Annotated in this window: 18 protein-coding genes and 1 riboswitch; of the genes, 10 read left to right on the forward strand and 8 right to left on the reverse strand. The window is 66.4% G+C overall.

The window, feature by feature from the left end; genetic code table 11:
• The first annotated feature begins 643 nt into the window (after nt 1–643).
• The 7 genes from AC6LKD_RS11980 to AC6LKD_RS12010 all read left to right on the forward strand — a co-directional run bounded on the left by AC6LKD_RS11980 (nt 644) and on the right by AC6LKD_RS12010 (nt 5,891).
• Nucleotides 644–1,285, forward strand: coding sequence for a hypothetical protein (locus AC6LKD_RS11980; RefSeq protein WP_498116316.1), 642 nt, complete (start codon nt 644–646; stop codon nt 1,283–1,285).
• Between the two features lie 134 nt (nt 1,286–1,419).
• Nucleotides 1,420–2,349, forward strand: coding sequence for a DedA family protein/thiosulfate sulfurtransferase GlpE (locus tag AC6LKD_RS11985; RefSeq protein ID WP_498116317.1), 930 nt, complete (start codon nt 1,420–1,422; stop codon nt 2,347–2,349).
• A gap of 50 nt (nt 2,350–2,399) precedes the next feature.
• Entirely contained in the window at nt 2,400–3,326 is a 927-nt protein-coding gene (gene panE, locus AC6LKD_RS11990) for a 2-dehydropantoate 2-reductase (protein WP_013390813.1), read from the forward strand.
• A 265-nt stretch (nt 3,327–3,591) separates the two neighbouring features.
• The gene (locus AC6LKD_RS11995; protein WP_498116318.1) at nt 3,592–4,203 is read left to right on the forward strand and encodes an NAD(P)-dependent oxidoreductase; all 612 of its coding nucleotides are present in this window, start codon (nt 3,592–3,594) and stop codon (nt 4,201–4,203) included.
• Between the two features lie 134 nt (nt 4,204–4,337).
• A complete protein-coding gene (locus AC6LKD_RS12000) occupies nt 4,338–4,796 on the forward strand; it encodes a nuclear transport factor 2 family protein (protein WP_498116319.1) in 459 nt (152 codons plus the stop codon).
• Between the two features lie 10 nt (nt 4,797–4,806).
• Nucleotides 4,807–5,376 (forward strand): flavin reductase family protein, encoded by a 570-nt coding sequence (locus AC6LKD_RS12005; protein ID WP_088143597.1) that lies wholly within the window; start codon nt 4,807–4,809, stop codon nt 5,374–5,376.
• Nucleotides 5,377–5,381: 5 nt separating this feature from the next.
• Complete coding sequence (locus AC6LKD_RS12010; RefSeq protein WP_498116320.1) at nt 5,382–5,891, forward strand: nucleoside 2-deoxyribosyltransferase; 510 nt, start codon at nt 5,382–5,384, stop codon at nt 5,889–5,891.
• A gap of 65 nt (nt 5,892–5,956) precedes the next feature.
• On the opposite strand, the gene AC6LKD_RS12015 is transcribed toward AC6LKD_RS12010, so the two are convergent.
• The gene (locus tag AC6LKD_RS12015) at nt 5,957–6,622 is read right to left on the reverse strand and encodes a TetR/AcrR family transcriptional regulator (RefSeq protein ID WP_498116321.1); all 666 of its coding nucleotides are present in this window, start codon (nt 6,620–6,622) and stop codon (nt 5,957–5,959) included.
• 149 nt (nt 6,623–6,771) lie between these two features.
• On the opposite strand from AC6LKD_RS12015, the gene AC6LKD_RS12020 reads away from it, so the two are divergent.
• Nucleotides 6,772–7,971 carry an arabinose transporter gene (locus AC6LKD_RS12020; RefSeq protein WP_088143600.1) on the forward strand — a complete coding sequence of 400 codons (1,200 nt, stop codon included), beginning with the start codon at nt 6,772–6,774 and terminating at the stop codon, nt 7,969–7,971.
• Nucleotides 7,972–8,011: 40 nt separating this feature from the next.
• On the opposite strand, the gene ribB is transcribed toward AC6LKD_RS12020, so the two are convergent.
• Nucleotides 8,012–8,731, reverse strand: coding sequence for a 3,4-dihydroxy-2-butanone-4-phosphate synthase (gene ribB / locus AC6LKD_RS12025; RefSeq protein WP_088143601.1), 720 nt, complete (start codon nt 8,729–8,731; stop codon nt 8,012–8,014).
• Nucleotides 8,732–8,842: 111 nt separating this feature from the next.
• Nucleotides 8,843–8,997, reverse strand: a riboswitch (FMN riboswitch).
• A gap of 112 nt (nt 8,998–9,109) precedes the next feature.
• Entirely contained in the window at nt 9,110–9,637 is a 528-nt protein-coding gene (locus AC6LKD_RS12030) for an SET domain-containing protein (RefSeq protein ID WP_424240781.1), read from the reverse strand.
• A gap of 105 nt (nt 9,638–9,742) precedes the next feature.
• Between AC6LKD_RS12030 and AC6LKD_RS12035 the strand changes: the two genes are divergently transcribed.
• Nucleotides 9,743–10,663 carry a bestrophin family protein gene (locus AC6LKD_RS12035; protein WP_088143843.1) on the forward strand — a complete coding sequence of 307 codons (921 nt, stop codon included), beginning with the start codon at nt 9,743–9,745 and terminating at the stop codon, nt 10,661–10,663.
• A gap of 8 nt (nt 10,664–10,671) precedes the next feature.
• Here the strand turns inward: AC6LKD_RS12035 and AC6LKD_RS12040 are convergent, their stop codons facing one another.
• A complete protein-coding gene (locus AC6LKD_RS12040; RefSeq protein WP_013390823.1) occupies nt 10,672–11,142 on the reverse strand; it encodes an Lrp/AsnC family transcriptional regulator in 471 nt (156 codons plus the stop codon).
• A 93-nt stretch (nt 11,143–11,235) separates the two neighbouring features.
• On the opposite strand from AC6LKD_RS12040, the gene ilvB reads away from it, so the two are divergent.
• Nucleotides 11,236–13,056 carry a biosynthetic-type acetolactate synthase large subunit gene (ilvB, locus tag AC6LKD_RS12045; RefSeq protein ID WP_498116322.1) on the forward strand — a complete coding sequence of 607 codons (1,821 nt, stop codon included), beginning with the start codon at nt 11,236–11,238 and terminating at the stop codon, nt 13,054–13,056.
• Between the two features lie 95 nt (nt 13,057–13,151).
• Here ilvB and AC6LKD_RS12050 read toward each other — a convergent pair whose 3' ends face one another.
• From AC6LKD_RS12050 to AC6LKD_RS12065, 4 genes are all read right to left on the reverse strand, one after another.
• Nucleotides 13,152–13,931, reverse strand: a complete 780-nt coding sequence (locus AC6LKD_RS12050) for an SDR family oxidoreductase (protein ID WP_013390825.1) — start codon at nt 13,929–13,931, stop codon at nt 13,152–13,154.
• 110 nt (nt 13,932–14,041) lie between these two features.
• Nucleotides 14,042–14,896 (reverse strand): ABC transporter permease, encoded by an 855-nt coding sequence (locus AC6LKD_RS12055; RefSeq protein ID WP_332016140.1) that lies wholly within the window; start codon nt 14,894–14,896, stop codon nt 14,042–14,044.
• A 13-nt stretch (nt 14,897–14,909) separates the two neighbouring features.
• Nucleotides 14,910–15,680 (reverse strand): ABC transporter ATP-binding protein, encoded by a 771-nt coding sequence (locus AC6LKD_RS12060; RefSeq protein WP_013390827.1) that lies wholly within the window; start codon nt 15,678–15,680, stop codon nt 14,910–14,912.
• Nucleotides 15,680–16,738: an ABC transporter substrate-binding protein gene (locus tag AC6LKD_RS12065; RefSeq protein WP_498116323.1), complete on the reverse strand. Its 1,059-nt coding sequence runs from the start codon at nt 16,736–16,738 to the stop codon at nt 15,680–15,682. Before AC6LKD_RS12065 ends, AC6LKD_RS12060 begins: the two co-directional genes overlap by 1 nt.
• Nucleotides 16,739–16,793: the final 55 nt, after the last annotated feature.

Here is a 16,793-nt window from a genome sequence, read left to right on the forward strand (position 1 = left end):
CGGCCGCAGCCCGGTTCCATATGGCGGTCGCCGGCAGGCGTGCCGGGACTAGCGTACGGAAACGAGGGCGTGGGATCGGTCATCGGATGGGGAGCGCCAGGCGACGCGCCCCATCCGAATGGTCGGGTTCGCAGCCAGTCCTGGCGAAGCAATTTGTATGCCATGGGGCATTCCCGCGACAAGTCGGGGAAACCTGATGGCCGGGCAGGATTATAGGCACCCTGGCGGGGATTGGTGGCACCAGAGCGGTGCGCGGCGTTTCAAGGGGTGGACAGACCGCGTGTCAGGTCGAAGTTCAGTGTGTCTGAATTTCACCTGGGCACGGATCGCCGGTCCTGCGGACGCTGCATCATTGAGACTTGAATTTGGTCCGCGTATTGGTGCGCAGCAAACAGAACGGGCAGGGGCGGGCCAGTCTGAGGATAGGCGGGCGCCACGGGCCGATTTGATGAACCGGTTGCTCAAATAGGGAGGCCCCACCGGAGTGGGGCCATCGTTCGGACCTAGTTGCATCACCAGCATTCACATCTGGGAGTGGCTTTGCTAGGGCAGCGCGTCGACTGTAGCGTTTTTGAGCATGGCTTTCAACCAAGTTTTCGGCGGCGCGTGCAGGACTGCCTTCTTGGAAGGAGAAATAGGACCAATGGAATGGGAACTGCGTGAAACGGTGTTCTCCGCCCCTCGAATGGGGCGCTACCTGAACAGCTATGGCGGAGACGTGTTACGGGCGGCCGTTGCCTACGATCACAATGTCCTGTTGGCGCAGGCGCTCATGCCTGCCTTGCAGACGATGGAAATAGTCCTTCGAAACGCCATCCATCGAAGCTTGAGCAGGTCGATGGGAAGCGTCGACTGGTGGAATGGTTTGCCCTCCCCTGAGTTCGAGTGGTTGCAAAGGGCGGTGGGCGACGCAGGGGTCAAGATTCAACGACGCCGGGAACGCGTCACCACCGATAAGATTGTTGCCGAGTTGACTTTTGGATCTTGGACGCGGCTGTTCAATGCCCAACATGGACGCACGTTATGGGGGCGTCTCCTCCTGGCCTTTCCCACCTGTCCCAAAGCCAAGCGTCAGCGCGGCCCCATCAGTTCGTCCCTGAACCGCATTCGCGACTTGCGAAACCGAGTCATGCACCATGAACCGTTGCTGTGGGTAGCGCCTTCGGTGAAGGATATACACGACGATATCCAGGAGGTCCTGGACTGGATCGATCCGGGCATCAACCGCTGGCTCGTCCATCACGACTCCCTGCCAGCGAGATGGGCTGAATGCGCGGCGATTTGAATGCCGCAGCCCAGGCTCGATGAAATTCGAGGCATGGAACGGCCCGTTGCAGCCGCAGGCGTGCCGATCCGGGTTTCACGAGCCTAAAATCACCTGCATGAACCGCGCGCGTGCGCGGCAAGCTGGAAGACCCCATGCAAGATATACAACTGCTGCTGGAACAGTACGGCGGGTGGCTCGTATTCGCCAACGTGCTGGTCGAGCAGGCCGGCCTGCCGGTGCCCGCCTATCCCATGCTGATCGCCGCCGGCGCGCTGGGCGGTGCGGGCGGGTGGCTCGTGCCCTGGATGGCGGCTACGGTCGCTTGCCTGCTGGCTGACAGCCTCTGGTACGCGGCCGGGCAGCGCTATGGTTCGCGCCTCTTGGGCGTGATCTGCAAGATGTCGCTGTCGCAGGATTCCTGCATCCGGCAGACGCAGCGCCTGTACCTGCGCATCGGCGTGCGTGCGCTGCTGGTGTGCAAGTTCCTGCCGGGTGCGGGCGCGCTGTCCACCGTCATGGCGGGCCTGACGGGCACGCCCTATCGCCGCTTCCTGGGTTATGACCTGGTGGGCTCGCTGATCTGGTCGGGTTCGGCCCTGCTGCTGGGCGGCCTGTTCCACAACGTGGTGAACGACTTCCTGGAAATCCTGGGCACCTATGGCGCCATGGGACTGGGCGTGCTGGCGTCGGTGCTGGCGCTGTACATCCTGGCGCGCTTCCTGCGGCGCCGCATCCTGCTGCGCAGCTTGCGCGTGATTCCGCGCCTGTCGGTGGACGAGTTGATGCAGTGGCGCCAGGACGGCCGCAACGCGCTGGTTTTCGACGTGCGTCCCGAAGCGATGCGCGAAGAGCAGCGCATTCCCGGCGCCATCGCGGTGGACCTGAAGGCGCCCTTGCCCCGGCTGGACGCCGAGGCGCTGGAATCCGACATCGTCGTGTACTGCGCCTGCCCCAACGAGGTGTCGGCCGCGCTGTTGGCGTCGAGGTTGCGCGCCGCCGGCTATCCCAAGACCTGGGCCTTGCGCGGCGGATATCAGGCTTGGCAGGAGCACGAGCACCCGCTACCCCCGCAAGGCGCATAATTCCGCCATGAGCCCGCGCAGACGGCGGGCAGCCTACAGGAGAGACAGGCATGCGGATTTTGTTCTTGGGCGCCGGCGGCACCGGCGGTTACTTCGGCGGACGGGCAGCCCAGGCGGGCGCGGACGTGACCTTCCTGGTGCGCGAACCGCGCGCCGCGCGAATCCGCGAACAGGGCCTGCGCATCAAGAGCCCGCTGGGCGACGCGACGCTGCAGCCGCAACTGGTCACGCAGCAGACCCTGCAAGGCAGTTACGACGTGGTGGTGCTGAGCTGCAAGGCCTATGACCTGGCCAGCGCCATCGAGGCCATCCGCCCCGCGGTCGGACCCGATACCGCCGTGCTGCCCATCATGAACGGCGTGCTGCAGTACGACGTGCTGGACCGCGAGTTCGAGCCGCACCGGGTGCTGGGCGGGCTGTGCCAGATCAACGCCACCCTGGGTCCCGAGGGCGAAGTGGTGCATCTGGGCAAGTACGCCAATATCGTCTTCGGCGAGCGCGCCGGCCCCGCCCGCAGCGACCGCTGCGTCGCGTTGGAACAGGCCCTGGCCGGCGGCGAATACGTCAGCCGCCTGAGCACCGACATCTACCAGGACATCTGGGAAAAATACGTGTTCCTGACGACGCTGGCCGCCGCCACCTGCCTGATGCGGGGCTCGGTCGGGCAGATCGCCTCTACCGACGACGGCATAGACATCATGAGCGGGCTGCTGCAGGAATCGCAAGCCGTTGCCGCCGCCTCGGGCCACGCGGTGCGGCCGGAGGCCGACGCCTCGGCGCGCAAGCTGATTACAGACCGTACCCAGCCCGTCACCGCGTCGATGTTCCGCGACCTGAGCCAGGGCCTGCCGGTCGAGGCCGACCACATTGTCGGCGACATGGTGCGGCGCGCCCGCACCCTGGGCGTGGACGCGACCTACCTGCGTACGGCTTACGCGCATCTGCAGGTCTACCAGGCGCAGCGGGCCGCGGCCTGAACGCCGTCCTCTCCGGCGGCCCCCCTGTTCAAGCGGGACCGCCGGGAGCACACTGGCCTGGCGGCTGCGAAAGCGCCCGGCAGACTTCCCTTCCGCCCGCCCCGTCCGGATTTGCCGGCTATTGGTGCATAAATTGCAAAGAACTAGTCCGATTTAGCGGGTTTTTTGATCGGATTTGAACGAATAGTATGGCTTTGCCTGAGCCAAAGCGCATAGCGCCGCAAGTTGCGGCGGCCCTGGCTCCCCTACCCCAAGGAGCAAGACCATGAAAGTTGCATTGATCGGAATCACCGGCCGCGTGGGTTCGCGCGTGGCTGACGAATTGCTCAAGCGTGGCCACCAGGTCACGGGCATCGCCCGCAATCTGTCCGACGTGAACCCGCAGCTCGGCCTGACCATCAAGCAGGGCGACGCCACTGATCCGGAAGCGCTGACCTCGTTGCTGACCGGCCATGACGCCGTGATCAGCGCATCGCGCTTCGTGTCGTCGGACGCCAAGCCGCTCTTGAGCGCCGTGAAGGATGCGGGCGTGCCGCGCCTGCTGGTGGTCGGCGGCGCGGGCAGCCTGCTGGTCGCGCCCGGCAAAATGCTGATCGACACCCCCGAATTCCCCGACGCCTACAAGCCCGAGGCCCGCGCAGGCGTGGTGTTCCTGGACACGCTGCGCCATGAAAAGGTGCTGAACTGGACCTTCCTGTCGCCCTCGGCGCTGTTCGAGCCGGGCGAGCGCACCGGCAATTTCCGGCTGGGCGACGATACGCTGCTGGCCGATGACGAAGGCAAGAGCTGGATCTCGATGGAAGACTACGCCATCGCGCTGGTCGACGAGCTCGAAGCGCCCAAGCATTCGCGCCGCCGCTACACCGTGGGCTATTGATTCCGGCTGTCGGCGAACTGAAGGGGCCTCGGCGAGAGGCCCCTTTTTCATTCCGGATACGGGCCGGAACCGATGTTTTTGTTTGTAAACTGGCGCACCGCCAGCCGGCGTTCCAACCCCTGAGTTTGCCCTGTATGCGTATGAAGTTGAAATCGTTGGCCCTCTGCATGCTGGTTGCCGCATCCTGTCTGGCGGCGGTGCCCGCCGCCGCAGCCGCGTCCCAGTCCAACAAGGACCTGGTGGTGGCGTTCTTCCGCATGATGTTCCAGGACCGCGACATCGACGAGGCGGTGCGCCTGTACGTCAGTCCGAACTACATCCAGCACAATCCCTACATGCAGGATGGCGTCGGGCCGCTGGTGGATTTCTTTCCCGCCTATTTCGAGCAGCATCCGCAGTCCATGGTCGAGATCAAGCGCGTGATCGCCGAGGGCGATCTGGTGCTTATCCACAACCTGTGGCGCGACTCGCCGGAAGACCGCGGCCAGGCCGTGATGGACATCTTCCGCGTGGAAGACGGCAAGATCGTGGAACACTGGGACGTGAGCCAGGAAATCCCCGAGAACCCCGCCAACAAGAACGGCATGTTCTAGGAAGCGCCGCATGTCCCCCATCGAACCCGTAGACCTGTCCCGCGCCTATCTGCTGCTGAATCACGGCCCCACGGTGCTGGTGACCAGCGCCCATGGCGATGCGCGCAACGTCATGGCGGCTGCCTGGGCCATGCCTCTGGATTTCAGCCCGCCCAAGATGCTGGTGGTGGTGGACAAGAACACCTACACGCGCGGCCTGATCGAAGCGTCGGGCGAGTTCGCGCTGTGCATCCCGTCGCGCGCGCAAGCCCGCGCCACGCTGCGGGTGGGCACCGATTCCGGGCGCGATGAAGACAAGTTCCAGGCCAGCGGCCTGACGACCTTTCCCGCCAGCAAGATCGGCGCGCCGCTCATCAGCGGTTGCCTGGGCTGGCTGGAATGCCGAGTCGTGCCCGAGCCGCACAACCAGCAGGCCTACGACCTCTTCATCGGCGAGGTCGTGGCCGCATGGGCCGAGCCGGAAGCGTTTTCCGGCAATCGCTGGCATTTCCCCGACGATGAGCGCCGCTCGGTGCATTACGTGGCCGGCGGCTCTTTCTTCGCCACCGGCGAAGCCTTCAACGTTTCCGATCCGGAGTAGTCATCATGCGCAGCGTATATCTGGCGGGTTTCGACGTGTTCCTGCCCGATGCGGCGGCGCATGGCAAACGCCTGAAGGCGCTGTGCGCCACGTATGGGTTCGACGGCTTGTTCCCGCTGGACAACGAGGCGCCGCGGGACCTGTCGGGCCAGGCGCTGGCGCAATGGATCTATCGCGAGAATGTTGCGCTGATCCGGCGCGCGGACATGGTGATGGCGAACCTGAACCCGTTTCGCGGCGCCGAGCCCGATTCCGGCACGGCTTTCGAAGTCGGCTATGCCATCGCTTGCGGCAAGACCGTATGGGGCTACACCGGCCAGGCGGGTTCGCTGATCGATCAGGTGGCGGTGGGCGCCGCGGCCGATGACGGCATGTCGCGCATGGTCGATGCGGAGGGCTACACCGTGGAAGACTTTGGCCTGAATCTGAACCTGATGCTGGCGTGCAGCGCCCGCATCGTTACCGGCAGCGCCGCCGACTGTTTGGCCGAGATGGCCCGGGATCCGGGCCGCTAGTTGTCCGGCATCGGGGGTATGTCACCAGCAGCCTGGGCCAATCGCCGCTGGCCCGAAATGCGCGGTTAGCGGCGCACGGTCCTTGCGGTCTTCCGTGGCGCCGGGCGGGCGGCTGTCGCCGGCGCGCCCAAGTATCCCATCACCGCGTCGACCACCGCCTGTTCCAGCTGCTGCGTCGAGAACCCCGCAGGCGGCTCCAGCGCCGCAGCGTGCACCAGCGACTCCATGATGCGCAACACCACATAGGTCGCCAGCTCGCGGTCCTGCTGCGCGATTTCGGCGCAGTGCAGTTCCAGCAGATGGCGCATGCGCCGGTGGATATCCTGGTCCGCGCGGCTGTGCTCATGCGGCTGGTCGAACAGCGGGAACTCCCTTTCCAACACGCGATGCAGCGCGGGCTCCAGCATGTGGGCATGCAGCATTGCTTCGACAATGGCCGCGACGCGCTCGCGCAGCGTGGCCGCGGGATTGCTGTCCAGGACCCCGTCGATCACGTCCAGCATCTGGTTGTCGTGGCGGTTGTGCAGCGCCGCGATCAAGGCGTTCTTGTTGGGGAAGTACTGGTATAGCGAACCGACGCTGACGCCGGCCGTCTCCGCGATCAGGTTGGTGTTGGTGCCCGCGTAGCCGTGGGTGGCCAGAACGCGAGCCGTGGCTTGCAGAATCGTCTCTACGGTGTGCTGGGATCTGAGCTGGCGCGGCGATTTCCGGGGCTGTGGGATGGCGGTCATGGGTACTGTGAAAGGCGAGTATCGAATATGAGCAACGGCTCATAAAATTTCCGGCAGGCAATCCGGTTCATCGCCCGCACACGGCGATTATGCCATCGGCGGTTTTCAAACTGGTTCCGGTTTGCGCATCTCTCACTTAAGGAAATTCAATGTCGCATTCATCGACGGCCGGGGCCATGCCCGCGGCCCAGGGGCCCGTGCGCTCCGTCTTCGCGCAAGTGCTGCCGCTGGCGCTGGCGGTGTTCGTCGGGTTCTTCATGATCGGCCTGCCCATGCCGGTGCTGCCTCTGTATGTGGATGGCACGCTGGCGCTGGGCGCGCTGGTCGTCGGCGTGGTGGCGGGCCTGCAGTTCGCCGCCGCCTTGCTGTCGCGCGCCTATGCGGGTTCGCTGGCCGATCGTCGCGGCGCCAAGCGCGCGGTGGTGGGCGGCTTCGTGCTGGGCTCCATCGCGGGCCTGTTCTATCTGTTGGCCGACGACCTGTCGGCGCGGCCGCAGGCGGCGCTGGGCGCGCTCTTGGCCGGACGCGCGTTGATGGGCTGCGCCGAAAGCCTCATCGTCACCGGTGCACTGAGCTGGGGCGTGGGCCGCGTGGGGCCGCAGAATGCGGGCCGCGTGATGGCCTGGGTCGGCGTGGCGATCTACGCCGCCTATGCGCTGGGCGCGCCCGCCGGCATGCGGCTCTACGGCGTCACAGGCTTTGCGGGCATTGCCTGGGCCACGGCGCTGATTCCGCTGGCGGCCCTGGCGTTGGTGTTGCCTTTGCGCGGGGTGCGCGCGGCGGGCGGCGTGCGTACGCCTTTCTACAAGGTGCTGGGCCTGGTGCTGCTGCCCGGCGCGGGCCTGGCGCTGGCCAGCGTCGGCTTCGGCGTGATCACCGCGTTCGTGAGCTTGCTGTTTTCGCAACGCGGCTGGGACGGCGCCGCGTGGATGTTCACCGCGTTCGGCGTGGGCTTCATCCTGGCCCGCGTGTTCTTTGCCGGCCTGCCGGACAAGCTGGGCGGCGCGCGTGTGGCGCTCGTGTGCGTGCTGATTGAAGCCGCAGGGCAATGGCTGATCTGGACCGGAACCACACCGGCCTGGGCCTTTGCAGGCGCGCTGCTGACGGGTGCGGGCTACTCGCTGGCATTCCCTGCCTTCGGCGTCGAAGCCGTGCGCCGCGTGCCCGCGGCAAGCCGGGGCGCAGCCATGGGGGCGTATGTGGCCTTCCTGGACGTGGCCTTGGGGCTGAGCAGTCCGGCAGCCGGCTGGCTGGCCGGCGAGCAAGGCTATGGCGCGGTGTATGCGATGGGCGGCGCATGCGCGCTGGCGGCGATGGTCGTCGCCATGGCGCTCAGGACGCGGAGGTAAAAAAATGGCGGCGCCGGACCCGGCGCCGCCTGCGCAAGGATCAGACCGTCGCGGCCATCTCCAGCACTTCGTCGTCGATCGCCTCGGCCTGGCCGTCCTTCAGCTGTTGCAGATGGTCGGCCAGTTCCGCGATGGTCAGCGCCACCAGCCCGTGCTGGGCGGCGTAGCGTTCCAGGGCGGCGCCGCGCATCATGGTGCCGTCGGCATTCATCAGTTCGCACAGCACGCCGGCCGGGCGCAGGCCGGCCAGCACCGCCAGGTCCACCGAGCCTTCGGTGTGGCCGCGGCGGGTCAGCACGCCGCCCGGCTGGGCGCGCAGCGGGAACACGTGGCCCGGGCTGACGATGTCCTCGCTTTGCGCCGACGGCGAAATGGCGGCGCGGATGGTGGTGACGCGGTCCACGGCCGACACGCCGGTGCTGACGCCTTCGCGCGCTTCGATGGAAACCGTGAAAGCCGTGGCAAAGCGGCTCTGGTTGCGCTGGACCATCGGCGGCAGTTCCAGCCGGTCCAGGGTTTCGCCGGGCAGGCACAGGCAGACGATGCCGCTGCCGTCGCGGATCAGTTGGGCCATGACAGGTACCGTCAGCTTGTCGGCGGCCACGATCAGGTCCGCCTCGTTCTCGCGGTCGAAGTCGTCCATGAGGATGACGGGACGGCCCAGGCGCAGATGATGCAGGGCGCGCTGCAAGCGGGCGGCGAAAGGCTGCGAAGCCAGGCTGGGGATGGGGGACTGCGGGGTAAGGGTAACGTTGGACATTTGAAACGCTCTCGCAAGTTAAAAGGGGCGAAAAACGTTTCAGGGCTACTCGACAGCCGAACGCAATACAGCAGTCCAGGCGCGGGTGCGCCCGGTGCTACCGTTGTGCCGGCACATCTTCTCTCATCCGGACTATGACCGTCGGCCCTGGCATCTCACCAGATCTGCTGACCCCGGTATCCGTGAAGGACGCCGGGCGCTCGCGGGCTCGCCACATTGCATGGCATACCGCCGGTGGGGAATTGCACCCCGCCCTGAAGACGTACTGCATGTCGTGTTAACGACCTGGGGGATTGTACGCCTGTCGGGGGCTGGGGCCGGAATACGCCCGCTGCGACCGGGGTCTTAGGGACACGGCGGGGTCCGACCCCGCCAGAATCAGGAGGCTGCTTCGACAGTTTCGGGTTGGTCGGCCGTTTCCTTCTTCTTCTTTTTGGCCGGCAGCGCCAGCATCGTGCCGCGGCACGGCGGCGTGCCGCAGAGGCAGCGGTAGCCTTCCTTCAGTTTCTTGGTGATGCGGCCGTCCAGCACCAGGCCATAGTCGTACGACAGCTCAGTGCCGCGCGGGATGTCCTGCAGCGCGACGATGTAGACGCGCTTGCCGTGCTTGCCTTCCTGCGCCTCGCAGTTCGGTTCGCAGGAATGGTTGATCCAGCGGGCGTCGTTGCCGTTGTCGCCGCCGTCGATCACGCGGCCGGAGCTGAGCGCGAAGAAGAAAGTGTGGAAGGGATCGTCCGGATTGGTCGGATGGCGGCGGTCGGCTTCCTTGGCGCTGATGCGCTCGCCGCCGTACTCGACGATGCGCGTGCCTGCGGGAATCTTGCGCGCGGCGAAGACGCCGTTGCCGTGCAGCTTGGAGCGGCGGACGGCATACCAGGGCTTGATCGGAGTGTCTTCGTTGGTCATTGCTCGGTGGAAGTGGCGGTGAGACGAAACAGAATTATATCGGCGCGTATTTGACAGCTTGATGGGCGTATAGTGTGCGCCGCCCTGTTCCTCCTGGTTAGCACCATGATTGTCCGTCCGCGTCCTTCCGCGCTGGCTTTGTTCTTTGTCTTGCGCGGCTCCATCATTCCCCGGATCTTGAGCCGCATCCTGGTCATCACGGCGCTGTCCTGCCTGGTGGTATGGATGTACCACCAGGAGTGGTTCTCGCCCGCCCACCTGTCGGCGGTGCCGTTTTCGCTGTTCGGCCTGGCCCTGTCCGTGTTCATGGGCTTTCGCAACAACGTCTGCTACGACCGTTGGTGGGAAGCGCGCAAGCAATGGGGCGAGCTGATCGTGCAGGCGCGCAGCCTGGCGCGCGAAAGCGCGGTGCTGTTGGCAGCCAGCACCGCCAACCCGGTGCAGGAGCGCATCGTGCGCCGTTGCATCGGCTTCGGCTACGCGCTGGCGGCGCGGCTGCGGCAGGAAGACATGGTTTCTGCTGCGCGCCCCTGGGTGCAGCAGGACGAGGCCGAGACCCTCAACGGCTGCCGCAACGTGCCCGACGCCCTGCTCATGGCCATCAACCGCGATCTGGCGGCCTGCCTGCGGCGCGGCGAGCTGAGCGACATCCTGTACCAGGCGCTGACCCAGCGCGTGGCCGCCTGCGCCGCCATCCAGGCGGCCTGCGAGCGCATCAAGTTCACGCCCTCGCCCTTCGCCTATTCGCTGCTGCTGCATCGTACGGCCTGGCTGTTCTGCCTGCTGCTGCCTTTCGGCCTGGTGGGCACGCTGGAATACATGATGCCGGCGGCCGTCACCATCGTGGCCTATACCTTCTTCGGCCTGGACGCGGTGGGCGACGAACTGGAAGACCCTTTCGGCTCGGATGAGAACGACCTGCCGCTGTCGGCGCTGGCCCGCGTGATCGAGATCGACCTGCTGGAGGGCCTGGGCGTGCGGCCGCTGCCCGAGCCCGCCGAGCCGGTGGACTTCGTGCTGCGCTGAAGACGCGCCTATTCCGCCAAACCGGTCAGCGGCAGCTTGGTTTCCTTCAACCGGCGCAGCACGAAGCAGGATTTGCTGTGCCGGATGCCGGGGATGCGGTAGAGCTGTTCACGCAGCAGCCGTTCGTAGTCGCGGGTGTCGCGCACGGCGATGCGGATGTAATAGTCGTAGTCGCCCGAGACCAGGAAGGCTTCCAGGACCTCGGGAATCTGCGCCAGCGCCCGGCCGAACTCGTACAGCGTTTCCTCGCTGTGGCTCTCCAGCGTGACGTGGACGATCACCGTGTCCATGAAGCCCAGGCTGGCTGGGTCGATGTCCACGGTATAGCCGCGGATCACCCCGGCGCTTTCCATGCGCTTGATGCGGTTCCAGCACGGCGTGGACGACAGGCCCACGGCCGCGCCGATGTCGTTCAGGCTGGCGCGCGCGTTGTCCTGCAGCACCTTCAGAATGGCGAGATCAAACTTGTCCAGGTTCATTTTCTTTGATTCCTTCAAATCAAAGATAAATTTACTCTGTCCAGCCGTTATTCGTGGAAAAGAAGATAAATATTCTTCCGATCTACGAATAAGATGGATAGCATGAACGATCGCCTGCACCCCACCGCCGCCGCCGCGCTTGCCGCCACTGAACGCCCCGCTCATAACGGGGCGAAAATTCTGCTCGACACGCTGATTGCCCACGGCGTGGATACCGTCTTCGGCTATCCCGGGGGCGCGGTGCTGCCGCTATACGACGCCCTCTACGCCGAGCCGCGCCTGCGTCACGTGCTGGTGCGCCACGAACAGGCCGCCGTGCACGCCGCCGAGGGCTACGCCCGCAGCACCGGCCGCACGGGCGTGGTCTTCGTTACGTCCGGCCCCGGCATGGCCAACACCACTTCCGGCTTGCTGGACGCCATGTGCGATTCGATCCCGGTGCTGTGCATCAGCGGCCAGGTCGCCACGGCCGCCATCGGCACCGATGCCTTCCAGGAATGCGACGCCATCGGGATTTCGCGTTCGGTGACCAAGTGGAATACCCAAGTCCGCTCGGTGGACGACGTGGGCGCCGTGGTGGCCCGCGCCTTCGAACTGACGCGCCAGGGCCGTCCTGGCCCCGTGCTGCTGGATTTTCCCAAGGACGTGCAGTTGGCCGTGCCGCGCGACGCGGACGACGATGCCATGCCTTCGCAACAGAAGCTGGCCGCGCTGCGCGCGCGCCGCCAGGCGGGCAAGCTGGCGCCCAAGCTGCCGCAGTCGGCCGTGCGCCGCGCCGCCGCGCTGATCGCCCAGGCCAAGCGGCCCATCTTCTACGGCGGCGGCGGGCTGGTGAACGCCGGCCCCGAGGCCTGCGAGGCCTACACCGATCTGGTGCGCCACACCGGCGCGCCCTGCACCCTGACCCTGATGGGCCTGGGCGCGTTCCCCGCGTCCGACCCGCAGTTCGTCGGCATGCTGGGCATGCACGGCACGGTCGAGGCCAACCTGGCCATGCACAACGCCGACCTGGTGGTCTGCATAGGCGCCCGTTTCGACGACCGCATCACCGGCAAGCTGTCTGAGTTCTGCCCGCACGCGCGCAAGATCCATATCGACATCGACCCCGCCTCCATCAACAAGGTGGTGCGCGTGGACGTGGCGCTGGTGGGCGATTGCCTGCCGCTGGTGCGCGCGCTGCGCGCCGAACTCGGCGACGAACCGATGGACGCGGCGCGGCTGGCGCCCTGGTACAAGCGCATCGCCGCCTGGCGCGCCCAGGACTGCCTGGGCTACACGCCGGCCGCCGACGCGATCCTGCCGCAGCACCTGATGTCGCGCCTGAACGCCGCGCTGGCGGACCGCGATGCCATCGTGTCCACCGACGTGGGCCAGCACCAGATGTGGGCCGCGCAATACCTGCGCTTCGACAAGCCCAACCGCTGGCTGACCTCCGGCGGCGCCGGCACCATGGGCTACGGCGTGCCTGCCGCCATCGGCGCGCAAGTCGCCCATCCTGACAAGACCGTGGTCTGCGTCAGCGGCGACGCCTCGGTGCTGATGAACATCCAGGAACTGTCCACCGCCATGCAGCACCAGACGCCGGTCAAGGTCGTGCTGTGCAACAACGGCTACATGGGCATGGTGCGGCAATGGCAGGAGCTGATCCATGGCGGGCGCTACAGCCACAGCTACAACGCCTCGCTGCCCGATTTCGTGGCGCTGGCGCGCGCCTTCGGTTGGGGCGCGGCCCGGGTGGACGATCCGGCACAGCTGGATGCGGCGCTGGCCGAGTGCCTGGCGCATGACGGCCCCTACTTTTTGGACGTGGCCGTGACGGCGCAGGAGAACTGCTTCCCGATGATGCCGGCCGGGCATGGGCATCAGAAGATGATGCTGGCGGAAGGCGTCTGGTATCAGGACGAGACGACTTAAGCGTCGCTGTCGGGCGCGCGGGGCGGCAGCCGCTTGGGTTCACGGGCACCGGTGGTATGCGCGCTCCGGCTTTCTCGCGCTTCGCCCTGCCACCCTCAAAACTGAATCGACAAGCCCCCGTCCACCACCAGCACGTGCCCATTCACGTATGACGCCGCGGGCGACGCCAGGAACACGGCGGCGCCCGCGATTTCCTCGGGCTCACCCCAGCGCCCCATGGGATTGCGTTCGGCGATCCGCGGACCGACCGCCGGGTCAGCCACCATCTCCGCATTGGTTTCGGTAGCGAAGGTGCCCGGCGCGATGGCGTTGCTGGTGATGCCGTAGCCGCCGAACTCCGCCGCCAGCGCGCGCACCATGCCCGTCAGGCCCTGCTTGGCCGCGGGATAGACCGCATCGCCCGAACGCGCCAGTTCCCCCACCACCGAGGTGATCGCGATCAGGCGGCCGCTGCCCTGGCGCACCATGCGCTCGGCGGCGAACTTGGCCAGCAGCATGCCGGCGACCATATCGGTGTCGATCAGCTCGCGGATCTCGGCGGGGCTGGTGTCGCGCAGGGTCTTGCGGTTGCGCGCTCCCACGTTGTTCACCAGGATGTCCAGGCGGCGATGGTCGCGGTCTATGTCCAGGAACGCGCGCTCCATGGCGGCGTCGTCGCTGATGTCGAACGGCAGCGCATGCGCGTCCAGTCCTGCGGCAGTCAGTTCACCCGCCGCGGCCGCGACGGCCTCGGCGTTGCGGCCGTTGATCAGCACGCGCGCGCCACAGCCGGCCAATGCGCGTGCGATACAGAAACCCAGCCCGCGGGCAGAGCCTGTGACCAGGGCGACCTGTCCCGTCAGGTCGAAGTTGCGCAGATACGGCAGCGTATTCATGTCAGTCGTCCAAAATGCTTCGTCTCAATCAGGGCGGCGCGGATCTGGCTCCGCCAGTCCGCAGCGGCGCCCTCCTGGGGCGAAGGGCGCGGCGCTGCGGGGGGATCTACCTATTCCCGGAACTCCGGCGCCCAGTGCAGCAGCCGGCGTTCCAGCCAGGTCACACAATAAACCAGCGCGATGCCGACGATGGACAGCAGCGTCACCGCCGCGAACATGTCGGTGGCGTTCAGCGTCGCCAGCGCGGTGATCATCAGATAGCCCATGCCCGTGGTGGAACCGACGAACTCCGCCAGCACCACCCCGATCAGCGCGAAGCTGATGGCATTCGGCAGCGCCGCGAAGGTCCACGCGGCGGCGGTCGGGATGCGCACCCGCCACAGGATCTGGCGCGGCGAGCCGCCCAGCGTGCGGCAGAAGTCCACCAGTTCGCGCTCCACGCTGCGCCCGCCCTTGTAGGTGTTGAAGAACACCAGGAAGAACACCACGAACCAGGACGTCACCACCTTGGAGGCCAGGCCCAATCCGAAGAACATGGTGATGAGCGGCACGAAGGCGATGCGCGGCATCGAGTTGAACGCCACGATGAAGGGGTTGAACACATCGGCCAGGAAGCGGCTGCGGCTGAGCGTCATGCCCACCACGAAGCCGCTGCCCACACCCACCAGCAGCCCCACCATGGTGGCCTGCAGGGTCAGCCACAGGTGCGGCCAGACCGAGCGCGGGCCGGGCTGCAGCCATTCCCACAGCCGCACGGCCACGCGCGAGGGCTGGCTGATGAAGAAAGGATCGAACAGCGTGTTCTGGGTGAACCAGGGGATGCGCGTGAGCGTTTCCCAGGAGCCCAGGATGATGGCAAGGATCAGCACCTGCCACAGCGTGATGCGCAGCCGGCGCGCGATGCTGGCGCGGCGGTCCAGCCGCAGCTGGTCCTGCAGGGAGTCGGCGGAATCAGTGGTGGTCATGACGCGTATCGGTTCAGGCGGCGGCGCGGAACTGTTGTCCCAGCACGCTCCATAGGCTTTGCACGTGAGTCACGAACTGCGGCGTTTCGCGCAGCGTGAAGACGTCGCGCGGATGCGGGATCTCGATGCGCTCGTCCAGCAGCACGCGGCTGGGCGGGCCGGACAACACCACCACGCGGTCGGACAGCAGGATGGCCTCGTCCAGGTCGTGCGTGACCATGACGATGGTCTGGCCCAGCTTGCGCCAGATCTCGATCAGTTCGCGGTGCAGGTGCGTCTTGGTGTGGGTGTCCAGCGCGCCGAAGGGCTCGTCCAGCAGCAGGATGCGCGGCTCGACCGCCAGGCTCATCAAGAGCGCCACGCGCCGCCGCATGCCACCCGACAACTGGTGCGGAAAGGCGTCGGCGAATTGGCTCAGGTGGCCCATTTCCAGCAGTTCGGCCACGCGGCGCTCGATCTTGTCGGCGGACACGCCCTGGAACTTCAGGCCCAGCGCCACGTTCTTCCGCACGCTGAACCAGGGCAGCAGCGTGTCCTTCTGGAAGATGTAGCCCAGCGCCGGCGGCACCTGCCCATCGACCACGCGGCCGTCCACGCGGATGGTGCCGGTGGTCGGGCGCAGAAAGCCCGCGATCATGTTCAGCAGCGTGCTTTTGCCGCAGCCCGAGGGGCCGACGATGGAGACGAACTCGCCCTCCGGGATCGTCAGGCTGACCTCGCCCACCGCGTGCGTGGTGGCCTGGCGCGTCTGGTAGGCCTTGCCCACCTTGTCCAGCGTGATCATCAAAGGCCCCGGGCGCGGCGCACGAAGCTCATGTTCACGCAACGGTCGTAGGGCACGGTCTTGATCTCGTCGTTGGAGAACTGGCGACCGTCGCCCATGATGGCCGTCATGCGGTCATAGGCGTCCTGGGTAATGATGTTGTCCTTCAGGAACACCGTTTCCTTGTAGACGCCCAGCGTCTTCTCGATGGCAGCGCGCGGAAAGGCGTTCAGGTAATCGTCGTAGATCGCGTCGGTGACGGCCGCGGCGCTGTTGGCGCTGATGAAGTCCTGCGCGCGGACCAGACCGGTCACGAAGGCTTGCACCACTTCGGGACGCTTCTGGATGGTGTCCTGCAGGGTCAGGGCCGCGATGCCGGGCACGTCGCCGCCCATGAATTCGTTCCACGAGCTCTCAGTGGTGGCGTCGAAGATGGGCACGCCCCAGCCTTCCTGCTGGGCCTGTTCCATCATGGACATGGTGGCCATGCTGGCGGACACGGAGCCGGTCTTGAGCGCGCCCAGCATGGTCGCCAGGTCGCCCAGCGGGCGGATGTCCACCTTGTCGGCCACGCCGGCCTTCTGCATCAGGTACAGCGCCATGAGCCAGGTGCTGGACTGCGGCTGGGTGGCGCCCACGCGCTTGCCGGCCAGGTCCTTCAACGACTTGATCTTGCCGCTTTCGAAGTCTTCGCGGCGCACGATGACGTTGGCGTAGGTGAGCTTGCGGTCAAAGCCGAACACCAGCGTGGCGGGCTTGCCGGCCAGCGTCAGCGCGGGGGCGGCCGTGGCCGCCGTGGCGCCGAAGACGATCTGACCCGCGGCCAGCAACTGGTTGGTGCGTGGACCGCTTTGCGAATTCAGGTACTCGACTTCCAGTCCGCCTTCGCCGAAATAGCCCTTCTTCAGCGCGACATAGCCCGCGGCGAAGAACGGGTCGATGCTGCCCTGGCCGTAGACAATACGGCCCAGCTTGGGCTGTGCGAACGCGACGCGGCCGTTGATGAGGCTGATGCCGGCCAGCGCGCCTGCGGCGGCCAGCACACGGCGGCGGGTGGTGAAGTCGGGGCTGTTGCTCATGTCTTCCTCGGGTTTGGTCTGGTTGCTGCTGTTTGGCGTAGACAATACCCCAGCA

It is taken from the genome of Achromobacter sp. D7-1, from assembly GCF_059760445.1.

Coding starts and splice junctions, on each gene's coding strand:
- AC6LKD_RS11980 (WP_498116316.1), top strand. CDS start 644: ATGGAATGGGAACTGCGTGAAACGGTGTTCTCCGCCCCTCGAATGGGG.
- AC6LKD_RS11985 (WP_498116317.1), top strand. CDS start 1,420: ATGCAAGATATACAACTGCTGCTGGAACAGTACGGCGGGTGGCTCGTA.
- panE (WP_013390813.1), top strand. CDS start 2,400: ATGCGGATTTTGTTCTTGGGCGCCGGCGGCACCGGCGGTTACTTCGGC.
- AC6LKD_RS11995 (WP_498116318.1), top strand. CDS start 3,592: ATGAAAGTTGCATTGATCGGAATCACCGGCCGCGTGGGTTCGCGCGTG.
- AC6LKD_RS12000 (WP_498116319.1), top strand. CDS start 4,338: ATGCGTATGAAGTTGAAATCGTTGGCCCTCTGCATGCTGGTTGCCGCA.
- AC6LKD_RS12005 (WP_088143597.1), top strand. CDS start 4,807: ATGTCCCCCATCGAACCCGTAGACCTGTCCCGCGCCTATCTGCTGCTG.
- AC6LKD_RS12010 (WP_498116320.1), top strand. CDS start 5,382: ATGCGCAGCGTATATCTGGCGGGTTTCGACGTGTTCCTGCCCGATGCG.
- AC6LKD_RS12015 (WP_498116321.1), bottom strand. CDS start 6,622: ATGACCGCCATCCCACAGCCCCGGAAATCGCCGCGCCAGCTCAGATCC.
- AC6LKD_RS12020 (WP_088143600.1), top strand. CDS start 6,772: ATGTCGCATTCATCGACGGCCGGGGCCATGCCCGCGGCCCAGGGGCCC.
- ribB (WP_088143601.1), bottom strand. CDS start 8,731: ATGTCCAACGTTACCCTTACCCCGCAGTCCCCCATCCCCAGCCTGGCT.
- AC6LKD_RS12030 (WP_424240781.1), bottom strand. CDS start 9,637: ATGACCAACGAAGACACTCCGATCAAGCCCTGGTATGCCGTCCGCCGC.
- AC6LKD_RS12035 (WP_088143843.1), top strand. CDS start 9,743: ATGATTGTCCGTCCGCGTCCTTCCGCGCTGGCTTTGTTCTTTGTCTTG.
- AC6LKD_RS12040 (WP_013390823.1), bottom strand. CDS start 11,142: ATGAACCTGGACAAGTTTGATCTCGCCATTCTGAAGGTGCTGCAGGAC.
- ilvB (WP_498116322.1), top strand. CDS start 11,236: ATGGATAGCATGAACGATCGCCTGCACCCCACCGCCGCCGCCGCGCTT.
- AC6LKD_RS12050 (WP_013390825.1), bottom strand. CDS start 13,931: ATGAATACGCTGCCGTATCTGCGCAACTTCGACCTGACGGGACAGGTC.
- AC6LKD_RS12055 (WP_332016140.1), bottom strand. CDS start 14,896: ATGACCACCACTGATTCCGCCGACTCCCTGCAGGACCAGCTGCGGCTG.
- AC6LKD_RS12060 (WP_013390827.1), bottom strand. CDS start 15,680: ATGATCACGCTGGACAAGGTGGGCAAGGCCTACCAGACGCGCCAGGCC.
- AC6LKD_RS12065 (WP_498116323.1), bottom strand. CDS start 16,738: ATGAGCAACAGCCCCGACTTCACCACCCGCCGCCGTGTGCTGGCCGCC.